Origin of the sequence: Allorhizobium sp. Av2, assembly GCF_021462805.2 — a bacterium.
In the GTDB taxonomy this organism is placed as follows: Bacteria; Pseudomonadota; Alphaproteobacteria; order Rhizobiales; family Rhizobiaceae; genus Allorhizobium; species Allorhizobium vitis_G.
Genome location: NZ_CP192697.1, coordinates 156,016 through 177,770, shown reverse-complemented (window position 1 = coordinate 177,770; position 21,755 = coordinate 156,016). Strand labels below are relative to the sequence as shown.

Genomic DNA, 21,755 nt, shown 5'->3' with positions numbered 1-21,755 from the left:
CGCCAACCCTCACCCTGATGACCGTGCAGACGCCGTCTTGCGTCTGAACAGCGTTTCGAACCTGAGGCCGATGACGCATCCGACAACGACCAGAAGGCTGCCGCCGATCATCGCGGCACTGATATCGGTTTCACCGAAGGCAAAAGAAATATAGGTGGCAATCAACGGATAGATGAAGCCGATATAACCGGCATATTCAGCCCCTATCCTGCCAACCAGCGCAATATACATGACAAAAACCAGCGCGGAGCAGACAATACCGAGATATGCCAGAGGCAACAGATAGGACAGACTGAGCGGCACAGCCAGGGACGCGCCCTGAGCAAGGGCGACAACGAGATAGAGCGCACAGGCAAAGCCGATAGCGATCCGGTTGATCCGCACCGACGACAGCTTATGGGTTTTCTGAATATGTTCAGAAAGGACCGACCCTGCGGCAACGGCCAGGAACGACAAAAGCGCCAGTCCCAACCCCAGCCAGACATTGGAGGCCCGACCCTCGCCGCCCAGGAAAAATAAGGCGACCCCGAACGAGGCCACCACGGCACCCATGAGATTGCTGGTGCGAATGCGCACCCCTTGGAAAATCCGTTTCAAGGCCATGGCGAAGAAGATCACCGATATGCTGAGACAGGCCACATAGGAACTGGGCAGATAGCGGGTGGCGAGATAGGTCAGGCCGATCCCGGCAAAATAATAGACCGTGCCGACGAGACCACAAAGCAGCAATGGTGCTGGCATTCGTTCGCCCGAGGGTCGTTTGACCATATCAACGATGGTCAGTGTGACAAAGGCCAGAAGAAACCGCCAGAACAGCGACACGACAGCAGGCGTTTCGACGATCTGTGTGGTGATTGCGATCCAGTTGGTGGACCATATCGCCACGCAGGCGAGAAACAGCAGAAGAGTGCTCGCGGCCATGCTCTTGGCGTCTGTCGTGGATGGCGCACTCATGCCGCCTCTCCCGCAAGCGTGATCACTCCGCAATCGCGCAGTGCTGTCGCAATATGCCGTCCGATATCAGAAACAAGCGCATCACCCAGCGCGGTGGCATTGTAATCCACCTTGAGAAGCAGGCGTCCGTCATGCTGGTAGCCGGTCACTTCCAGATGGTGGCTGGGCCGACCATGCAAGGTAGTGAGCGAAAGCGGATTGACTGAGAAGCGGTCCGTCGAGGAGATTGCGATGTCGCCAAGATAATTGAAGCTGGCAAAACACTGCCGTTCCGCAGAGACCCCGCTCCGTTCACCGGATCGATAATGTTCATTGCCGAAGGTATGAGCAATCTTTTCAACCTCGTGGCGATAGTGACGAACCGCATTGGCCGCCGCTGCCACATCCAATCCCCGCACTTTGACAAGGAACGGACAGATGACCGTGAACCAGCCGAAGATACCATCGGTGGACAAGCCTCCGCCGGACAGTCCCCGACCATGCCCCAGGACATCGATTTTCTGACAAGCGGCGGGAAAGACCTGATCGAAAGCCAGTAAAACGGCGGCCAATACCCAGTCGGCGACCTCCATCAAGGGATCGCGGGCAAGCATCTTTGAGGGTGATCCGATGTCGAGATGCAGGATCTTGAACGCATCCCTTGCCGGGAAGGCCAAATCCCGGGCAATCGGCTGCGGACACTCACCCCATGGCAGCCGATCCCAGACTTCGGGCACGCGTTCATTCGCTAGAAACTGACCATAGGCCCTCACCCAATCCGCATAGTCTATATCTGGCTTTGGCCAGGCCCGTATCACCTCAGCCGTATCGGCCTCCGACAATTCCGACAGCAGAATGATCCAGGACACCCGATCCACCCGGAACTGATGGCAGCTAACGACGACGCTGAGTTGCTCCCCGTCGGCCACAAGGGCCGCGACAACAACCCGGTTGTTGCGAAACGAAATCGCGCTTTCACACTCCGTCACGGCTTGCGACACCGTCATCCCTGACTTGAGAGCGTCAATCTCGATCAGGCTCGCATCCGGCACATGCCGTTCCAGCAAGGCCTTCACAAGGGAACCGATCCGGTCTGCGTCGCTGACAGGTCCTGAATAATCGATCACACACGTCTGGCACCAACCATCCAGATCAGGAATGCCGCGACTTTCGAGAAAATTCCGATTGGGAAGTGCCGCATCCAATCCGGTCGCGACCGTGCGCATTGCGGGAGCCACCGGATCGGCTTGTTGCTCTTTTGCCTTTAGAAGACCGGAAATCGGCTTGTCGGAGATAATTTCTTCCAGGGCCAGCTTGATTCCCTGCCGTTTCAAGGCCGCCACAACGGAAAGCGCCAGCAGTGAATTTCCACCATTTTCGAAGAAACTGTGATTGGTATCGAGACTAGCGCCCTTCAATGCCTTGGCCATCGCCGCCAGAATCGGCGCGTGTTGCTGGCTCACGGTCTCCGCAGCCTCCCGCTTGTCGCGGGCCAGTTGCGCCAGCGCCTCCCGGTCGAATTTGTTGTTGCGGGTCAGCGGTAGCCTGTCCATGAGTAATATCAAACGTGGCCGTTTGTGACTGTCGAGAAAGTCCGCCAACGCTTTCTGCACACTCGCTTCCGTAACACCATCCCCCTTGGCAACGACAGCTGCGACAATCTCATCCCCATCCTCACCGACGAGGGTAAAAACGCAGCAATCCGCCACCAGATCGAGCGAGAGAAGCCCGGCCTCGACCTCAGCCAACGAAACTTTCAGCCCGTTGACCTTGATGACAGAATCCTTCCGGCCAATGATGACCAGCCGCATCTGATCATCATAGCGGGCAAGATCGCCCGTGGCATAGGCACGCGCCGTGCCAGCCAGTCCCTCTCCCAGAGGCACAAAACCGCCATGCGTCAAATCCAGCAAGGACGCGACGAGATCGGAGATCAAGGTGACCTCCCCCTCCACGCCGCTCGTGGATATGCGATTTCCGTCTTCATCCCGCAGTTCGGTGATCACGCCGGTCACCGGATGCGCCAGGGGCCATAACCCAGCCTTCCGCTCCGCGCCCTGGTCATGCACGGCATACATCGCCGTGGTGCATTCGGTCGGCCCATAGGCATTAAACAGCCGGGACCCCACAGGAAAACAGCTGCTGAACAGATCGAGATCGCCGTCGTAGATTTTCTCGCCACCAATGACGATACGCTTCGGTTGCCGGTAAGTCCCAAGCCCAGCGCGGTGGAAATGCCGGAAATAGGGTACCGTCATATGCAGCACGTCGATCTCGTGCCGCGCGATAAAATCCGCCACCGTCTCCATGGAGGAGACCCTGGGATTGATCGTACACAGCACCCCACCATGAAACAGGGCGGAGAACACATCCATCAACCCTGCATCCCAGGCCGTCGAGGCCAGTTGCAAGAGCTTTTCCCCCGACCTGACCTGCACATAACCTGCGTAATTGGCGATATGCTGGCGCAGCGCCGCCATCGTCTGCACAATGGCCTTCGGCGCTCCTGTCGTACCGCTGGTCAAAATGACATAGTCGTCACAGAGGAGAGGACGTTCGATCATTTCCCCTTGGCCCAGGAATTGTGGATCATCCGGATCGCATGCGCCTTCAGCGACCGTGATGAAACGCGCCTGCGGCAACCAATCCCGCAGGCTCTTCATAGGTGCCTCATCGCCGAGATTGACCACGCAGCCAATGTTCAGCGCCTTCATCACCGGCTCTAACGGCTCTATCTGCATTTCGGGATCGATGAAAACCACACGCCGCGCCATCCCCAGCACGGCGATCAGGGCAGCATAGCTACCCGCGCCATGGGATGCGCGCAGAACAACAGTTTTTCCCTGCGCCCCGGCAGCGGCAAGCTCGCCGGAGAGGACGCCAATCCGCCGCTCCAGCGCGCCCCAGCGCCACGCACCATCAAGATCAATCGCGGCTAGATCAGCCGGATTGCGGCGCAGCAGACACTGATCTGTCATCTCGGCTTTCACTGGCATCGGCAGGACTCCAGTGTTTTATCCAGCGCGGCGAAGAATTCATCCATATGCGCCTCACTGAAGGTCAACGGCGGCGTAAGCTTCACCGTTGCGCCATCGAGACCACCGGTTCTGACAATAACGCCATTCTTCAGCAGTTCTGCCCCCACCTCTGCGGCCAGCGGCACCCGCGCCCCGGAACCCGAGATCGCTACATCGAATGCCAGCATAAGACCCGTGCCGCGAATACCGCTGATACGGTCGTCACGATTTGCCAGCTCATGGAGCCGTTCGGTAAATCGGCCTCCGCTTTGCGCCGCCCGATCAGCAATATTGTCCCGTCTCTGCACCTCCAGAACCGCATTTGCCACAGCGCAGGCCAGCGGCATGAAGGTGAAGGTGGACGAATGCTGACTGAAGCCCAGCACATCGATGATGCTAGGCGGACCGGCAACGGCGGAAACCGGCACCCCATTGCCAAGAGATTTTCCAAGCACGATCATGTCGGGGCAAAGCTGCCGCGAGGCCACGAAAGGTGTCCCCGTGCGGCCAAGACCGGTGTAAATCTCATCGAAAATACTCAATACGCCAAATTCGGCGCAGGCTGAAATCATTTCCGCCAGCAGGGATGGCGCTATGACAAAAATACCTTCCGCCGCCTGGATCGGCTCAATAATCGCCGCTGCCGGCAACTGGTGTCGATCTTTGGTGTCCTGCAAAAACTGCCGGAAAGCTAGCCCCCACTCTTTGCTATCCAGCACGGGCGTTCCACCCGGTCCGGCTAGGGAAAACCATGGATTATCCTTCAGCCCCATGGCCAAAAGATCCCGAAACTTCCCATTGGATGTCACGGAGAGCGCACCCTGCGTCTTGCCGTGAAAGGAGTTTGCAAAATAGAGTATAGGCTCCCGCCCGGTCTTCTTGCGGGCAATTTTCACGGCAACTTCCACCGCTTCAGCACCTGTGACCGCGCCCATGACCGAAGCTTCTGGAAAGGGCAGAAAATGCTCAAGCCGGTCGATCATCTCATGCCGAAAAGGATTGTCGATATTCCAGCCGGTATGGATCAGTTTTCCCGCCTGCAATGTCAGCGCTGAAACGATCTCGGGGTGCTGATGTCCCAGATTGACCGCTCCACTGCCGCCCGTCATATCGAGAAATGAACGACCACGGTCATCGTATAAATGACAATCCAGCGCCCCAACCATGGCAGGCGCACCGCCTTGATGCCGCGATACGGATATGGATAAAGCTTCCTGATAAGCCCCGACATTATTTTCCAGCAAAACATTCAGCATCTGGCGATTACTCCAGTAAAAATATATGGAAACAAAACATCAACGCAAATCTAAAAATAACATATACTTTTCGAGGTAGTGTTATTTTTGCAATTTCTAAAATATTGTTTTCGTCAAATAAAATATAATGAAAATTATAGATGGAAGAGTTTTAGTTTACAACCAAGGAATTCCCTCACAAATCCGTGAAGACAATGCGATGCCAGATTCCGCCAAATTTCCCGGCGCAATCCTTCTGCTGGCACTGTAAACTTACCGCCTTGAACGCAACATCTGGGCATGAGGAATTAGTTCATGCGGCGTGAAGGCGCGCGATTTGGTGCCATGATTGCATGGCAGCTGTTCGCAGTTCGCGATAGTGGACGGATGGAATATCGTGGCGGGGAATGTGAAAAAGGTTGGTGATCGGGTCATGGATGGAAACGAAACGCTGAAGATGTCGTGTTGACTTGAAGCGCTTCATGATCCTCTCCCGTCGTCGGACGGGCTGATGAGAGTTTTCCGCCCGATTGTTCAATCCCTTGTGAGAACGATGCTCAACGCCGGGCATGACCTCCCGCTTTGCTGCACCATAGGATCGTAGTTTATCGGTGATCATCACACGCGGGGCGCGGCCTTGGGCTTTCAGGAGCTTGCGCATCAAACGTTTTACCGCCTTGGCATTGCGGCGGCTTTGCACCAGCACGTCGAGAACAAAGCCGTCCTGGTCAAGGGCGCGCCAAAGCCAGTGTTTCCTTCCACCGATGGTGATGACAACCTCATCGAGATGCCATTTGTCCCCGAGCCTGCCGGCAGATCGCTTCCGGATATCATTGGCAAAATGTCTACCGAATTTCTCCGCCCAGAGCCGCACGGTTTGATGAGAGACGATGATGCCACGCGCTGCCAGCAGATCCTCGACCATCCGCAGGCTAAGCGGAAACCGGAAATACAGCCAAACTGCATGGGCAATCACCTCGCCGGGAAATCGGTGGCGACGATAAAGGGGATCACGGCTGGATCTGGTCATGTAGCCAGATCCCACATTTTGATCGATGTCCGGTTAACGTTACGATGCCCAGCGATGAAATCGCCAAGAAACTTGTAGCAAGAAGATGGTGCGGGTCACAATGACAATGAGTGAAATCACAACTGCCGATCGAACCGCTGATCAAATGATTAGACACCTTATGTACATGCAAAACTCACGCCACTGGCCGCGTTGAGGCCTCCACACCCGAGCGAATGGCGAGACTGGCAATTTTATACGGAAAGACGTCATAAAAAGCATGATGGCGTTAACCGCAGTTTATCCAAATTGGCTTTCAATGAGTTGAAATTTGCAACCATTGGACCTTACCATGACGCTCTCCATCAGAAATGTGCTCATTAGCGTTTTCGCCCTGCTCAGCCTTATGCTGAATGTGCTGGTTGGAAATTCCATGCTGACTTCGTACCGCACCTATCAGGTCAATGCCGAAGTTTCGGAACTGACCGGTTTTGACAAGGCGTTGTTCAAGGCGCTTTTGGCATTTCGCAGCGAGCGCGGCGACAGCGCCTCCGCTCTGTCGATCTCCATTGCCGATGGCGCGGGCTCCGTACAATCGGTGCAGAAAAACCGGGCGGTTGTCGATGCCGGTATGAATGAGGCAAAAGCGATCGCTGGAGGGATTACAGTTACCGAACTGTCGGCGCCGATCGCAACGGTGTTGGCCACTTATGAAAAAGTCGCAACCTATCGCCAAACTATCGATGCCGAACTGGCAAAGCCGCTTGAGGCTCGTGATGCAAGCATCACCAAGGCGTCAATGGATCTGGGCGGGACGTTTCTGGCCGATCTGGAAAAAGCGTCCGAGGCCGCGGAAGGCCGCATGCGCACGCTCGACGCGGCGTTGATGCCGATGATCCAGATGCGCGCCTATGCATGGTCGACCCGTGCGCTTGGCGGCGGCAGTGCATTGATCCTCAACAACGCCGTGACCTCTGGCCAGCAGATTTCGGCTGAGAACCAGGTCAAACTGGCCGCGGGAGACGCCAATGTCGCCTATGCCTGGAAAGCAGTTCGGGTGCTTGTCGATCATAGGGATACGCCCCAGGCCATCAAGGATGGTTTCAAGGTTGCCGATGCAGCGTATTTTACCGGTGACTACGCCAAAATGCGCGCCGACGTGATTGCCAAACTGAGCGCCGGCGAAAAATCACCGCTGACAATCGATCAATGGAGAGCGCCGACCACGGCTGCCCTGGGGAAGGTTGCCGATATCGCATCGCTTGCCATGGATACGTTGAACGCCAATGCAGCAACGGCCAAGTCCACCGCGCTGACCCAGACACTATCCTTCCTGGCGCTCTTCCTGTTGGTATTGGCTCTCGGCATCATCGGGTTTGCCGTCATCGTCCGCAAGGTCATTCGCCCGATCGGCGCGCTGACACGTTGCATGGGCGCACTGGCCGACGGCGAGCTGTCGGTCGTCGTTCCCGGCGCCAAACGCCGGGACGAAATGGGCGAAATGGCGCGTTCCGTGGAAGTGTTCCAGATTGCAGCCATCCGCAACAAGGAGCTAGAGGCCAACGCCGAGGAAAACCGCAGGATCGCCGAGCGCGATCGCATCGAGACGCAGCGCCGTATCGAAGAGGAGGCCGAGGAGCGGCTGACCCGCGCCACCGGTGCGCTGGCAAGCGGTCTGCAGAAACTTGCCTCCGGTGATATGCTCTGTGAGATTTCCGAGGAGTTTGCGCCGCGCTTCGAGGAACTGCGCCAGGACTTCAACGCCTCCGTCAGCCAATTGCGCACCACACTTCTGGCCGTCGGTGGCTCTGCCTTGGCCGTGTCGGGTGGCAGCAGCGAAATCTCGCATGCATCGGACGACCTGGCCAAGCGAACCGAGCAGCAGGCTGCTTCGCTCGAAGAGACGGCCGCTGCCCTTGAGGAAATCACCGCCAATGTGAGAGCGACCTCGAAGCGAACCGGCGAGGCCCGCGATCTGGTGCGTGATACCAAAAGCCGTGCCGAGCAATCGGGTGTCGTCGTCAATAATGCTGTCACAGCAATGGAGCGCATTGAACACGCCTCCCGCCAGATCGGCCAGATCATCGGCGTGATTGATGAGATTGCCTTCCAGACCAATCTGCTGGCATTGAATGCCGGGGTGGAAGCCGCCCGCGCCGGTGAAGCAGGTAAGGGCTTTGCCGTCGTCGCCCAGGAAGTCCGTGAACTGGCGCAACGTTCGGCCAATGCCGCCAAGGAAATCAAATCGCTGGTCTCCAATTCGGAAGTCGCCGTCAGCGAAGGCGTCAAACTGGTCAACGATACCGGCGAAGGGTTGACGGCGATCGCCAGCCTCGTCCAATCGATCAATCAGCATATGGATGCGATTGCCACGGCAGCGCAGGAACAGTCCGTGGGGCTTGGGGAAGTCAATACCGCTGTCAACCACATGGACCAGGCGACGCAGAAGAATGCGGCCATGGTCGAGGAAATGAACGCGGCCGGCGCTGGCCTGGCCCAGGAAAGCGGCAAGCTGACCGAATTGCTCGGCCAGTTCCGCACGGGAGATAACCGGCAGGCCGGACACGCGCCCACTGGACGAGCCCCTGCCAGACCTGCAACTCGGCCCGCCGCACCATCACGCCAGACCTATGCCACTCAGGGCAATGCTGCGCTGAAGGGCGAGAGTTGGGAAGAGTTCTGAGGATGGCTCTGTTTACAATGGACGCCGTCCTGATGCTGTCCAGTTGGTGAGCGAGTTTCACGCCTGACAGAAATGGTATAGATGCCCGCTGACACGCCGCCGAACACGCGGAAATCGCGTCAGCGGGCATCGACGATACAGCGCAAACGCCTTAAACCCCGCCTGATCAAAAGCCTCGCTTCGACCTTCTGTTTCAGAAGCCTTCTGTTTACGATGCCCGTCAGACGCGGTCATATTACATGGTCATTCACAACCCGATTGTTCTGCCCGAGATAAAAGGATTTCACATCGTCTCGCTCGCGGATCTCGCGGGCAGTGCCCGTCAACACATCCTTTCCATTTTCGAGAATGGTGGCGCGATGGGCATAGGTGAGAGCAATCGCCGAATTTTGTTCGGCGACGAGAATGGAAAGCCCCTCTTCCCGGTTCAATCGACGCAGGGTGCGAAATATGTCCTGCACCACGATGGGGGCAAGACCCATAGATGGTTCGTCAAGAACAAGCAGACGGGGACGCGACATCAGTGCCCGGCCAACTGCCGTCATTTGTTGCTCGCCACCGGAAGTGAGGCCCGATAGTGTCCGGCGCTTTTCCCTCAGTCGGGGAAAGAGCCCATAGATACGCTCGAGATCATTGGCGATTTCCGCGCGCGAACTGCTGCGTCCCAAACCACCGCACGTCAGATTTTCCTCGACGGACAGGCTATGGAAGCAATGGCGCCCCTCCAATACCTGTACCAGGCCGGCGCGGACCAGCGCCGCCGGGCTTGTTTTGGTGACATCTAAGCCATCAAAGTGGATAGACCCGGCATTGATCTGTCCGCGCTCTGCCGAAAGAAGGTTTGACACCGCCTTCAGCACCGTCGTCTTGCCCGCTCCATTGGCGCCCAAAAGGGCTAGAATCTCGCCCCGCGCAAGCGAAAAGCTGACACCATGCAAAGCGGTGATGGCATGATTGTAGGTGGCTAGCAGCCCATCCACCTGCAACAATCTGGCGTCTTTCATGGGATCAATTCCTCGTTGGTCTGGCAAAAAATTGCCCCGTCGCGGCGTCACTTCCATTGAGCGCTGAACCGCAAAATCAGCCCATCTCGTTGTCGATGGGCTGATTTTCCCAGGCAAATATCTCAAATCCATCAGATGCTTGAACTATTTGCAAAAGGACTAGGAACTGACATCTTCAGTCCCTAGTGGTGTTAATTGGTAACGCCATCCGCATCGGCAGCCGTGCGGATCTTGATGCCTTTATCCTTGGCATAAGCCTCGGAGGATTTTTCAATGATCGGCCGCAGCAACGCCCAATCCGGTGCGATCCAATCAGACACGACGTTCCATTTCTTGCCGTCCCATTGCTGGAAGGTCACATAACCATTGCCCTCGTGATTGTCCCAGGTGACATTGATGGAGTGAAACAGGTCTTTGGCCCCAAGTTCCTCAACGCGCTTCTGGTCCAGTTGCAAATGCTCGAAGCCCCAGCGTACTTCGTCGCCGGTCAGCGTGCGTTTGCCGAATTTTGCCTGCGCGATGCGGATCGCCTCGACATTCAGGATGCCATTGACGATACCCAGGTTGTGATAGACGGAGCCGATGCGTTTTTTGTCTTCCAAGTTGCCCTTGCCACTCTCATAAAGCGTCTTGACGATTTCCTTGACGACGGGATACTCGGCACCGGACGCTTGGGTGGTGATGGCGGTATAGCCTTTGGCGGCATCGCCTGCCGGGATCACATCTTCTTCAGAATTGGACCAGACATTACCAATGATATGGTCCACCGGAAAGCCGGTCTTGGCAGCTGTTTTCAGGGCCACCGGGTTCATCACGCCCCAGCCGCGCAACACAACATAATCAGGTTTGGCGCGACGAATGGTGAGCCATTGGGCCTGTTGTTCGTTACCGGGATGCGGCACCTCAATCTGCTGGACATCAAAACCGTATTTCTTGGCCAGCAATTCATAGATCGGAATGGTTTCCTTGCCATAAGGCGAGCCGTGATAGAGAACCACGATCTTCTTGCCCTTCAGGTTTTCGATCCCGCCCAGCTTGGAGCCAATATAGTTCACGATACCGGAGGTTTCGCTGTAGGGATTGAGCAACAAGGGGAAAACATAGGGAAATACGCGGCCATCGGTGGAATCCGTGCGACCGTGGTTGATGGTGATCAACGGTGTCTTGTCGGCGGTAATGCGGTCGATCATCGCATAGGCGATGCCCACAGATAACGGGTTCCAGGCGGCGACGTTCGGATTGCTTTTCAGCCGCTCATAGGCTTCGACGCCACGCTCGACCTCGTATTGGGTTTCGGCCTCCGACCAGGTGAGCTTGACGCCATTGACGCCGCCATCACGGGTGTTGATCAGGTTGAGATAGTCGATAAACCCGCCAAAGAAACCGGTTCCACCTGCGGCATAGGGACCGACGCGGTAACTCTGCAAGGGAAAATACTGCTCATCGGCATGCGCTGCGGGAAGCGCGACACTCAACGAGATGCCGATCACCAATGCCGTGGCCTTGAATTTCGAAAGAATGCTCATGCTTGGATACACTCCTGGTATTGCCCGGTGCGATGCGCATCGGACGTGTTCATGGATGATGGATGGATTGCGGATAAACGGCGTGCTGCGAGGGAGCCGGATCAGGCTGGCCAAACCGGCACGCCGAAGCGTTTTCGGATCCTGTCGATAAGGGCGGCAAGCCCATCAGGCTCAAGGATCAGGAAAAGAATGATGAGTGCGCCGAGCACGATACGCTGCGTCATATCGAGCACGCCGCTATCGAACAGGTCACCAAAGACGAAGGCCCCAAACCGCGACAGCACCACCGGAAACACCACGATCAGGGCAGCCCCGAAAAAGGCGCCGCGCAGCGAGGCCAGACCGCCAATGATGATGATGAACAGCACCTGGAACGAACGATCCAAGTTGAAACCCGCCGGTTCGACGGTACGCAGATAGGCAAAGGCCCAGAGCACACCGGCGATACCAATGATGAAAGACGACACGGCAAAGGCCAGAAGCTTGGTGCGTAACACCGGAACGCCGATAATGCGCGCCGCCGTTTCGTTATCTCGCACCGCGATGAAATTGCGACCCGTTTGAGAGATCACCAGCCGATAGGCGAGAAAGGTGACGAGTGTGACAATGATCAGTGCAAAATAGTAGCGCCCGACTGGTCCTTCGAAGGTAAAACCGGCAAGCGTTAGCGGCGGCGCATCAATGACACCCGAAGCGCTGTCGTTGGAAAACCAGCTGAATTTCGTCAACGCCCACTGAACGAAGAACTGTGCAGCGAGGGTGGAAACCGCGAGATAGAAGCCGCGCAGCCTAAGGCTTGGCAAGCCGAAGACAATGCCAATGGCCGCAGCGGATAGACCCGCGAGCAGGATGCTGACAATAAGCGGGAGGGAACCGGCCCGCAGGTCAAAATTGAAGCAGGCAAACGCGCCAACCGCCATGAAGGCCGCGCTGCCAAGCGACACCTGGCCTGCATAACCGGTCAGCAGATTGAGCCCGACCCCTGCGAGGCTAAGGGCCAGAAAGGGCAGCAGGATACCATCGAACAGGTAGCTCGTGCCGATCACTGGAAGAATGCCATAGGCCACCAAAAGCACCAGCAGGGTGGCGACAGAGATCGGCATCGCTTTTGCTGGCGTGATCCTCGCAGGCGTCACGTTGGGCGAAACAGCAGACATGGATCAAACCCTTTCCACGAGCTTTTGGCCGAAAAGACCGGAGGGGCGCACAAGTAAAAACAGCAGTGCAATCACATAGGCGAACCACCCTTCGATCCCCCCGCCAAAATAGGCCCCGATATAGACTTCGGCCAATTTCTCCGAAGCGCCAATCAGCAGCCCGCCGATAATGGCCCCCAGGATGGAATCAAAACCGCCCAGCACCAGCACAGGCAGTGCTTTCAGCACGATCAAGGATAAGGAAAACTGCACGCCGGAGCGCGCGCCCCACAAGAGCCCGGCAACCAGTGCGACAAGCCCGGCGGCGGCCCACACACTTGCCCAGATCCAGGGAAGTTTCAGGCCCACGGCGAGAGCCGCAAACGGATCATCGGCGACCGCACGGAAACCAAGCCCAATGCGGGTATAGCGAAAGAACACGGACAGGGCGACAACAAGCCCAAGGGCAACGACAGCTGCGAAAATATCGAACTTGCTGATAAACACACCCGCGATATCGAAAGGAACATCCTCAATACCCAGATCAAGCCCGTGCACCTGCGTACCCCAGAGCAGTTGGGCTGCTCCTTCAATCATGTAGGACAGGCCAAGCGTGGCCATGAACATGGTAATCGGCGGCTTGTTGGTGAGCGGGCGAAGGACCGTCCGCTCAATGCCAATGCCGAGCAGGATCATGATGGCGAAGGTAACCAGGAAGGCGAGCGGAAAACCAAACCCGCGCTCTGTGAGGCTGACGAAGGTCAGCGCTGCAAACAGCAGCATGGCCCCCTGCGCAAAGTTCAAAACACCCGATGTCTTGTAAATCAGCACGAAACCGATGGCCACGAGCGAATACATCACGCCGGATAGCAATCCGCCGACAAGCACTTCGGTAAAAAACAACCCGTCAAAATCGGCCATCAAATGCCATCTCCGTCTTCATTCTCTGGTGCAACACCGAGATAGGCATCAATGACTTTCTGGTCGGCGGAAATTTCCGCTGGTGTGCCATCGGCAATTTTCCGCCCGTAATCCAGCACCGCAACATGGTCGGAAAGGCCCATAACGACGCCAATATCGTGTTCGATCAACACCACAGTGGTGCCAAATTCATCCCGTGCGGCGCGCACATAATGCGCCATTTCGTTCTTTTCGGTGGCTGTCATGCCTGCCATTGGTTCGTCCAGCAGCAAGATGTCGGGTTCTGCGACCAGGGCACGGGCAAGCTCCACCCGCTTTTGCAGACCGTAAGGCAAGGTACCCGCAAGGCGATCCCTGAGGTCGGTGAGATGCAGAAAATCGAGAATTGCCACCGATCTGTCGCGGGCATCCTTATGCTCACGGGCAGCCCTGCCATAGCCGATGATCTGCTCCACAAAACTGGATCTATTGCGGTAAACGCGGCCCGCCATGACATTGTCCAGAACACTCAAGCCCTTGAACAGGGCGAGGTTTTGAAAGGTTCGGGCAATACCAAGCTGCGCCAGCCTCTGGGTCGGCACGCGGCTGAAATGGAGTTCGCCGATGGAAACGCGGCCGTGATCCGGCTGATAGAGACCGCTGATCACGTTGATGATGGAGCTCTTACCAGCACCGTTCGGGCCGATAATTGCGCGGATTTCACCTTTGCTCACCTTAAGATCAATGTCGCTGAGCGCTATAACGCCTCCAAAAGACAGAGTGACCCCAGAGAGAGCCAAGGCATTTGAGGAAGCCTTTGCACTGTTGACCGCAGCCACATCATCCACCGACGCGCTCAGATCAGCCAAGAAAATGGCACCAGATCGGGCCGCCTGCATAGCAATCGTCATGTTGTAAGCCCTCCTCATCTCCAGATCGCTGCGCCCAAAGAGCGATTTACTGTGCTTGTCTGGTCTTAGAGTCTGTCTTTTCGGGAAAACCGGGTTCCACTTTTCCCTGACAAACTCTGGCGCACAGCAAACGTTTCCGTGCCGTCCGATGTCTCCAGATCTTATGGGGGCGGCATTTGGCCGGTTTGATAAAGTCCCTTCAGAACGCACCCGTGCAGGATGTACACTTGGCGAAATGACAGACGTCTCCTTCTGCTGTCTGCGAGCGGCACAAACCGACATGATGCAAACCGAACAACCGCGTTGATCCGATTTTCACCACTCAATAGAACCGCAATAGATACATCCGCACATCAATCAAAAGCCTGTTTCGCACCCAGAAAGAAACCGGTCTTTATTTAAGATCAGAACCGACACTTATTGGGGTTAATTAGAAACACAGCATACGAAGCGCGTGGAAAACAAAATATATTTTCATTTTCCTATATTTTTGACTGCCGACGCCCCCTTTTCAATTCCATACTTGTTCAGCGCGGTTATTTATCTATAATTTCCATAGATTTTAAAGGTTTTATTTTCTAATTTTTGCGCTTAGCGAAGAATGACCGTTGGGCTGAACGCGCCACCAAACGCGCTATAATCTAAGCTGGAAACCGATGCGCCTTGTCACGAGATTTCGCAAAATCCACTGAAGGCGTTGAGATCAAATCCATACATATCAACGCGAATGGCAAGGTGCCCGTTGATCGCACAGCCCAAATCACCTGTATCCCTGTTTTTAAGACAGACACATCATCGGGATGATCGGCGAAAGTGGCTTGATCCGCGCAATATCAAATTGCAGTCGAGAGTGCGCGTGCGTATGTCCGGAACATTGTCTTGCGTTAACCGCGACAAAACATAAGCGCTGATCGATTGCGCTATTTTTTCAATAGGTTGAGCGATGGCTGTCACGCCGTCATCATAGAGGCGAAACAATTCCACATCGTCGAAACTGACGATGGCGATATCTTCCGGCACCCTTGCCCGGTGCTCCCGAACCCATTCCAGAATGCCGTAGGTCATCTTATAATTTGCGGAAAAGACCGCTGTTGGCGGCTCAGCCAGCGCCATGAATTTCTGAATGGCAGAATATCCGCCTTCTTCGGTCCAGTCGCCGGAATGCAGGTAGGAAGGGTTGAAAGCAATCCTGCCCTCTTCCAGGGCCTGCTGATAGCCATTGAGGCGCTGCAATCCCGAGGACGTATCCAATGTGCCAAAGGCGGTGGCGATACGTATATGACCGAGATCGATCAGATGGCGGACAGCACGGTAGGATGCCTTGGCATTTTCAACGAACACGCGGTCAACGCGCAACCCCATGATATCATTGTTGTAGACGGTGACGGGAATACCGCGTTCCACAAATCTCTCGACTTCATTGGGAATGTCTCCATGTCCCGCAAGAATGAGCGCATCGACGTTCTGCCCGGCGAAATAGGAGAGGGATTCACTCAGCAGCCTGATGTCACCATCATGGCAATAGGTCAGCAGCGTCCTGCCACTCTGGCGAAACAATCGGGCCAGATGATTGAGGAGTTGGGCATGAAATTCGTCCAGCTCCGGTGTCAAAAAGCCAATCACATCGGTCTTGTCGCTTTTCATCGCCCGTGCGGCAGCGCTACGCTGAAAAGACAGGGCCTCGATGGCCCGCTCAATTTCGGCGCGGTTGCCATTGCGCACCGTTTGCCCATTGAGATAGCGGGACACTGTGCCGATGGCGACGCCTGCCGCCTCGGCCACATCGTGGATGGTGGCCTGTTTTCGCTTGCCGGTTATTTCCACAGGTCCTCTCCCAGGTCCATTGGTAGCTTCAGCAAGGACAACCAACCCATGGCCTCACATCATCCGGGTGCCATTCCGTCGATAACAATCGCACGGTGAATGGAAATACCTGGCAGATCAACCGTGATTGCGCCATCTGCTTGTTTTTTCCAAGCAAATGTCTCGCCCGAAATCGCATCGTAGACGGATGATGGCGTTCCAGGCAGCCGGACCGTGAAGGATACCGGGCCGATGGAGGGAATATCCTCGATCATTTCCATCGGCCTTGCTGTCGGCTGCCAATTGATCCGCACCGATTGACCCCGGATCTGCGGAAAACCGCAGAGGAGGTGAACGATGCTGCGATTTTCATGGGCCTGCACCGTCAGCGTCGCACGGCCTGCGGATGGCAAAGTGGTTTCAAGCGCCCGCCCCGGCATCAGCCGTTCGATCAGCGCATCAACCAGATATTTGTAGAGGGGCTGCCCCATGGCGCGGTAAATTGCAAAGACCGGATAGGCGATGGTACCCACCTTGCCATGGATTGCGCAGGCCACGCCAATAGCCTCAGCTTCAGGATCATCTGGCGTATGCTGATGCGAGCAGAAATGGTTGAAGGCGCGATTGAAATAGGGTGGCCTTATGCTTGCCAGAACAGTGGCGCCAGCCGCTTGCAATTTCTCCGCCCCGGCATAGACCACGAAGGGACTCGCTGGCAGGCGTGCATCGCTCAACTCTTCAGTGATCTGTGCATAGGATGGCTCGAACGCGATGTTTTCGCCGGTCAATGCCAGCCCGGTCTCAAAAGCAAAGCCGCCGCTGTCCGGTATACGGCCAGACTGGCCGGAAATGAGGACCGCGCCACCGTCGGCGAGATAGGCGTCGAATTTTGCCTTTAAGGCAGCATCTACCGGGATCGCATCGGGTAAGATAATCAGGCGATGGCGTGAAAAATCCATCTCCGGGTCGATGACGTCGAAACATCTGTGCAATTCCAACAACATCTGCACCACGCCGTCATCGCTATCGCGCACACGCTCCACACCGTCCCGATGGAAATATTCGGTGGCGAGAATGGCGATGTCAGAAACCTGTTCCGCCGCCTCCAAAAAGGGTTCAAGAGCGGCAATCCGGCGAAATGCCGGGGCTATGCTGCGATAGGTATCGGCATTGATCCGGCCATTGGGATGGAGCTGATCGCCAACCAGGCATTTGGAGCCAAGTGCCACCATCATCGCACATTCGTAGTCCAGCGCATCGGGATGTTTAAAGCCACCAAACTCGCCCCAACTGGTGTGGAATTTGCCGGTGTGACTGACAAAATCCAGGCCAAGCCGCGCCGCATAGCGGGCGCTGGAGGGAAAGTGATTATAGCCCCAGCCGCCCGTGGGCAGGCTTTCCAGCTCAAGATGGGTGTAGGACGCGTAACGGTCCTTGCCATATTTGTTGACATGGCCGCTGTTGTAAAAGATCCGAGCTTGCGGAAATTCGCGCCGCAGAACGGTACTCATCTCCTCGCGGAACTGCGCGTTGACGGCCTCGTCATTGGCCAGCCGATCTGCCTTGTTCAACGGGTCGAGATTGAGGCGTGCCATACGGGCAAGGCAGGCATTGCAGACACAATCCGGTGTCTGGATAATGTCGAAGAACAGCCCGGCGGTTGGGTAAAGCGTCAACACCTCCCGCGCCTCAGTGATCAAGTGGGCGCGAAACTCGTCGTGGTTGAGGCACAGGGTGTGCCAGGCGGCACTTAACTGGTTCTGGGCCGAACGATCATGGTCATCGGCATGGTCAAGATCGTTATTGGCCTTCATCACCCGCCATTCAGGATGCAGGCGGGCGGTCCGCTCATCCCACTGCACCGAGAGATAGATCGGCGTTTCAATGTCAGCGGCATTGCAGGCGGCAATCATCTCTCCCAGAAGATCGGGGCGAGACAGATTGGGATGCGGCGCGCCAACCTTGGTCGGATAATAGGACCAGCCATGGTGACATTTGGCAAACAGCGTGATGGAATTCACATGCGACTGTTTCAGTGTTGCAACGAACTCTTCGGCGTCAAACTGGCTGCCAATGCCCGCAATATGCTCGGACGTGTGAAAATCGAGATGAATTTGACGATACCGCAATGGACGCAATGAATTCTGCGACATGATGGCTCCTTTTCTCCGGCGCGAAAGCCGCGAAAATTCTGTTAGAACAACAGAAAATGCATGTTGAAATATCTGCTATCGATTTTCCCAAACCTCGCCTTGCTTGAGCTGAAGCTCAAAGACATCAGCAGGTTGGCGGATGGTGAGTGGCCCGGAGTGGCCAGCCGTGATGCGGAGTGAAGACAGTGTTCCCCCCTGCCAGCTGAGATCAACCGTGTGACCGCCACGGATGCGCACCCCCTTCAGACTGCCGTTTGACCATTGTTCCGGCAAGGCGGGCAGGAGGCGAAGCTCGCCGGGGCGCGATTGCACCAGCATTTCGACAATCCCGGCCGCTCCCCCAAAATTCCCGTCGATCTGGAAAGGAGGATGGGCATCCATCAGGTTCGGATAGGTGCGTTCAGGGGTCAAAAGCTTGGTCAGAACCTGTGCAGCCCGATTGCCATCGGCCAGTCTGGCCCAAAGGTTCAGCCGCCAGCCAATGCCCCAGCCCGTTGCATCATCGCCGCGTCGCTCCAGAACAATCTGTGCGGCCTTGGCCAGATCCGGCGTGTCCAATGGGTCGATTTGCAGGCTCGGATAAAGCCCATAGAGATGCGAGACATGGCGATGCTGCTGCTCTGGCGCGTCCAGATCCCAGTCGTCCATCCACTCCTGCAACTGACCGCCTTTGCCGATACGGTCTTCCGGCAGGCGGGCGCGGGCGGCGACCGCCTCTGTGCGAAGCTCGCCGTCCCGGCCAAGGGTGGTGCTGGCATCCGCGAAGGCCTTAAGCAGATCGCGAAGAATCTGGTTGTCCATGGCCGGTGCGGCGCAAAGTGACGAGCCGAAGGGATGCGAGTTTTCCGGAGACAGTGATGGGCAAGTGCCGAGGTAATTGCTATCAGGCAGGGCAACCAGCGTATCCAGCGCAAATTCCACCGCTCCTTTGAGCAAAGGATAGATCCGTTCCAGCACGGCGCGATCCGGATTGAAGCGATAGTGATCATAAAGCTGGGCACAGAGCCAGGCGCCGCCCATCGGCCAAAGACCCCAATGGGGTCCATCAATCGGGCCAGTGGCACGCCAGATATCGGTGTTGTGGTGCAGAACCCAGCCGCGCGCGCCGTAATGGGCCTTGGCCATCTCGCGGCCGGTTTCGGCCACACCCTCCACCAGTTCCACCAGCGGCAGGAAGGTCTCGGAGAGATTGGCAACATCGGCCAGCCAGTAATTCATCTCCAGATTGATGTTGACGGTGTATTTGCTGCCCCAGGCTGGAAGAATGTCTTCATTCCAAATGCCCTGGAGATTGGCCGCCTGCGTGCCGGGTCTGGAACAGGAAATGGCAAGGTAGCGGCCATATTGCAGATAGAGCGCGGCCAGCGAGGGATCATTGCCTTCGGCATAGGCAGCAATGCGCTCGTCGGTCGGGATCGTTGGCACGGACTTGTCACCAAGGGTGATCTGCATCCGGTCAAACAGGCGACGATGCTCTGTGACATGGGCTTCCAGCAGCGCCTCATAGGGCAGCATAGCCGCCGCATCCAGACGTGCTTTGATCTGCGCCTGCGGATCACCATCAATAGTCTTGTAGTTTTGAAAGCTGGTGCCTGCATCGATCAGCAACACGACGCTGGATGCTTCACGCACCCGAATGGTTTCTTCGCCAATATCGACAAAGCCACCTTCGGACAGCACCCGCACCCGGAAGGCAAAGCGCAAAGCCCCGTCAATGCCGTTCTGCCGACGATTGCGCCCGTCATAGCCAAGGGTGGCATCGGCGATATCAATCGGGTCACCGTTTTGCGGACTGCTGAGCATCACCGTCATCGACAAGGCACCCGGCTGATCCACGGCAATGCGACAAACGATCACGTCATGAATGGCGCTGGCAAAGACATCACGGCGAAAATGCACGCCGTGGCAATCATATTGCGTGACAGCAACAGCCGTTTCGAGATCAAGCGAGCGGCGATAATTGGTGACGGTCATATCATGGTGTAGATCAAGCCAGACATCGCCAATCGGCTGATAGGAGGTCTGCCGATCCGGCTTGGCCATGGCCCCTTCATAGGCCTTGCGGTCTGCCTCCTGATAGCGTCCCGCAAGGATCAGATTGCGCACCTCGGGCAAGGCAGCGTGGGCATCGGGATTGATCGGTTGGTAAGGGCCACCGCTCCAGAATGTGCTCTCATTGATCTGAAGGCGTTCATTCCAGGCATCTCCGAACACCATGGCCCCCAGCCGACCATTGCCAACGGGAAGGGCCTCGGTCCAGACAGATGCGGCATGGTCGTACCAGAGTTCATTATCGCTCATGAATAGAAATCCTTTTGAAATATCAGCTGAATGACGTGTCACCGAAGGCGCGCACCGCTGGCCGGATCAAACAGCAAGGCCTTGGACGGGTGAAACCCGGTGTGGATGGTATCGCCGGCCCGCACGGACCGGTCGCCCTTCAGGTCAACGGTCAGTGCATCTTCGCCGCGCATATTGCTGTAGCCATAGGAGACGCCGCCAAGGCTCTCCACCATGTCCACCCGCAGGTCGAACCGAGCTGATCCGTCAGAAGAAAAATGCTCAGGCCGCACGCCAATGGAAATCTTTGCACCGGAGGCAAGATCGGCACCCAGTGCAAGTTCGAATTCCACGTTATCAAACTCGCTGAGCTTGACGCGGACGCCCGATGGACTGCGCGCCACCACATGACCGGCCAGAAAATTCATGCGCGGTGAGCCGATGAAACCGGCCACGAACATGTTGTCTGGGTCGTCATAAAGGCTGATCGGCGTGCCGATCTGCTCGACATTGCCCGCCCGCAACACCACGATCCGGTCGGCCAAGGTCATAGCCTCCACCTGATCATGGGTCACATAGATCATGGTTGACGCCAGAGACCGGTGCAGTTCGGCAATTTCCAGCCGCATTTTCACCCGCAATTCGGCATCAAGGTTAGACAGCGGCTCGTCGAACAGAAATACATTGGGATCGCGCACGATGGCCCGCCCAATGGCAACCCGCTGGCGCTGGCCACCAGATAAGGCGGCAGGCTTGCGCTCCAAAAGGGGTGTGATGTGCAGCCGGTTTGCCGCCTGTTCCACCCGCCGTCCGATGTCGACGCTTTTCATGCCCGCCATGCGCAGCGGAAAGCCGATATTGTTGCGCACCGTCATATGCGGATAGAGGGCGTAATTCTGAAACACCATGGCCACACCGCGCTCGGTGGGCGTGGCATCGTTGATGCGTTGACCATCGATAAGAATGTCGCCTGTGGTGATCGGCTCAAGCCCGGCAATCATCCGCAGCAAGGTGGACTTGCCACAGCCGGATGGACCCACGAAGACAGTCAGGGAGCCATTTTCAAGGTCAAGATCAATGTCATCGATGACCTTCAAGGCACCGTAGCGCTTGCCGACCCCTTTAAGTTCAACGGTTGCCATATGATTTCTCCTCCCGATGGCCG

Annotated in this window: 14 protein-coding genes; 1 reads left to right on the top strand and 13 read right to left on the bottom strand. The window is 56.5% G+C overall.

All coding sequences use genetic code 11. The annotated features are described in order from the left end of the window. Positions 1-9 precede the first annotated feature (9 nt). The 4 genes from FS819_RS18840 to FS819_RS18825 all read right to left on the bottom strand — a co-directional run bounded on the left by FS819_RS18840 (position 10) and on the right by FS819_RS18825 (position 6,215). Positions 10-954: a DMT family transporter gene (locus tag FS819_RS18840; protein ID WP_156549931.1), complete on the bottom strand. Its 945-nt coding sequence runs from the start codon at positions 952-954 to the stop codon at positions 10-12. Next, positions 951-3,929, bottom strand: coding sequence for an AMP-binding protein (locus tag FS819_RS18835; protein WP_156549929.1), 2,979 nt, complete (start codon positions 3,927-3,929; stop codon positions 951-953). Before FS819_RS18835 ends, FS819_RS18840 begins: the two co-directional genes overlap by 4 nt. Further along, positions 3,920-5,206 carry an aspartate aminotransferase family protein gene (locus FS819_RS18830; RefSeq protein WP_156549927.1) on the bottom strand — a complete coding sequence of 429 codons (1,287 nt, stop codon included), beginning with the start codon at positions 5,204-5,206 and terminating at the stop codon, positions 3,920-3,922. Before FS819_RS18830 ends, FS819_RS18835 begins: the two co-directional genes overlap by 10 nt. A 292-nt stretch (positions 5,207-5,498) precedes the next feature. Next, entirely contained in the window at positions 5,499-6,215 is a 717-nt protein-coding gene (locus tag FS819_RS18825; RefSeq protein ID WP_156549925.1) for an IS6 family transposase, read from the bottom strand. A gap of 331 nt (positions 6,216-6,546) precedes the next feature. Here FS819_RS18825 and FS819_RS18820 point away from each other — a divergent pair, with 331 nt between their 5' ends. Next, positions 6,547-8,877, top strand: a complete 2,331-nt coding sequence (locus FS819_RS18820) for a methyl-accepting chemotaxis protein (protein WP_156549924.1) — start codon at positions 6,547-6,549, stop codon at positions 8,875-8,877. Positions 8,878-9,107: 230 nt separating this feature from the next. Here the strand turns inward: FS819_RS18820 and FS819_RS18815 are convergent, their stop codons facing one another. The 9 genes from FS819_RS18815 to FS819_RS18775 form a co-directional block, all read right to left on the bottom strand. Next, the gene (locus FS819_RS18815) at positions 9,108-9,881 is read right to left on the bottom strand and encodes an ABC transporter ATP-binding protein (protein WP_156549922.1); all 774 of its coding nucleotides are present in this window, start codon (positions 9,879-9,881) and stop codon (positions 9,108-9,110) included. Positions 9,882-10,072: 191 nt separating this feature from the next. Then, entirely contained in the window at positions 10,073-11,407 is a 1,335-nt protein-coding gene (locus FS819_RS18810; protein WP_070147920.1) for an ABC transporter substrate-binding protein, read from the bottom strand. Positions 11,408-11,508: 101 nt separating this feature from the next. Beyond that, positions 11,509-12,510, bottom strand: coding sequence for a branched-chain amino acid ABC transporter permease (locus tag FS819_RS18805; protein ID WP_409050077.1), 1,002 nt, complete (start codon positions 12,508-12,510; stop codon positions 11,509-11,511). Positions 12,511-12,567: 57 nt separating this feature from the next. Further along, positions 12,568-13,464 (bottom strand): branched-chain amino acid ABC transporter permease, encoded by an 897-nt coding sequence (locus FS819_RS18800; protein WP_156549918.1) that lies wholly within the window; start codon positions 13,462-13,464, stop codon positions 12,568-12,570. Further along, the gene (locus FS819_RS18795; protein WP_156549917.1) at positions 13,464-14,354 is read right to left on the bottom strand and encodes an ABC transporter ATP-binding protein; all 891 of its coding nucleotides are present in this window, start codon (positions 14,352-14,354) and stop codon (positions 13,464-13,466) included. The genes FS819_RS18800 and FS819_RS18795 overlap by 1 nt, the downstream gene beginning before the upstream one ends. A 792-nt stretch (positions 14,355-15,146) precedes the next feature. Continuing rightward, positions 15,147-16,178, bottom strand: coding sequence for a LacI family DNA-binding transcriptional regulator (locus FS819_RS18790; RefSeq protein ID WP_234624705.1), 1,032 nt, complete (start codon positions 16,176-16,178; stop codon positions 15,147-15,149). 59 nt (positions 16,179-16,237) lie between these two features. After that, entirely contained in the window at positions 16,238-18,310 is a 2,073-nt protein-coding gene (locus FS819_RS18785; RefSeq protein ID WP_156549913.1) for an alpha-L-fucosidase, read from the bottom strand. 75 nt (positions 18,311-18,385) lie between these two features. Next, positions 18,386-20,611: a glycoside hydrolase family 95 protein gene (locus FS819_RS18780; RefSeq protein WP_156549911.1), complete on the bottom strand. Its 2,226-nt coding sequence runs from the start codon at positions 20,609-20,611 to the stop codon at positions 18,386-18,388. Between the two features lie 38 nt (positions 20,612-20,649). Further along, positions 20,650-21,732, bottom strand: a complete 1,083-nt coding sequence (locus FS819_RS18775; RefSeq protein WP_156549909.1) for an ABC transporter ATP-binding protein — start codon at positions 21,730-21,732, stop codon at positions 20,650-20,652. Positions 21,733-21,755: the final 23 nt, after the last annotated feature.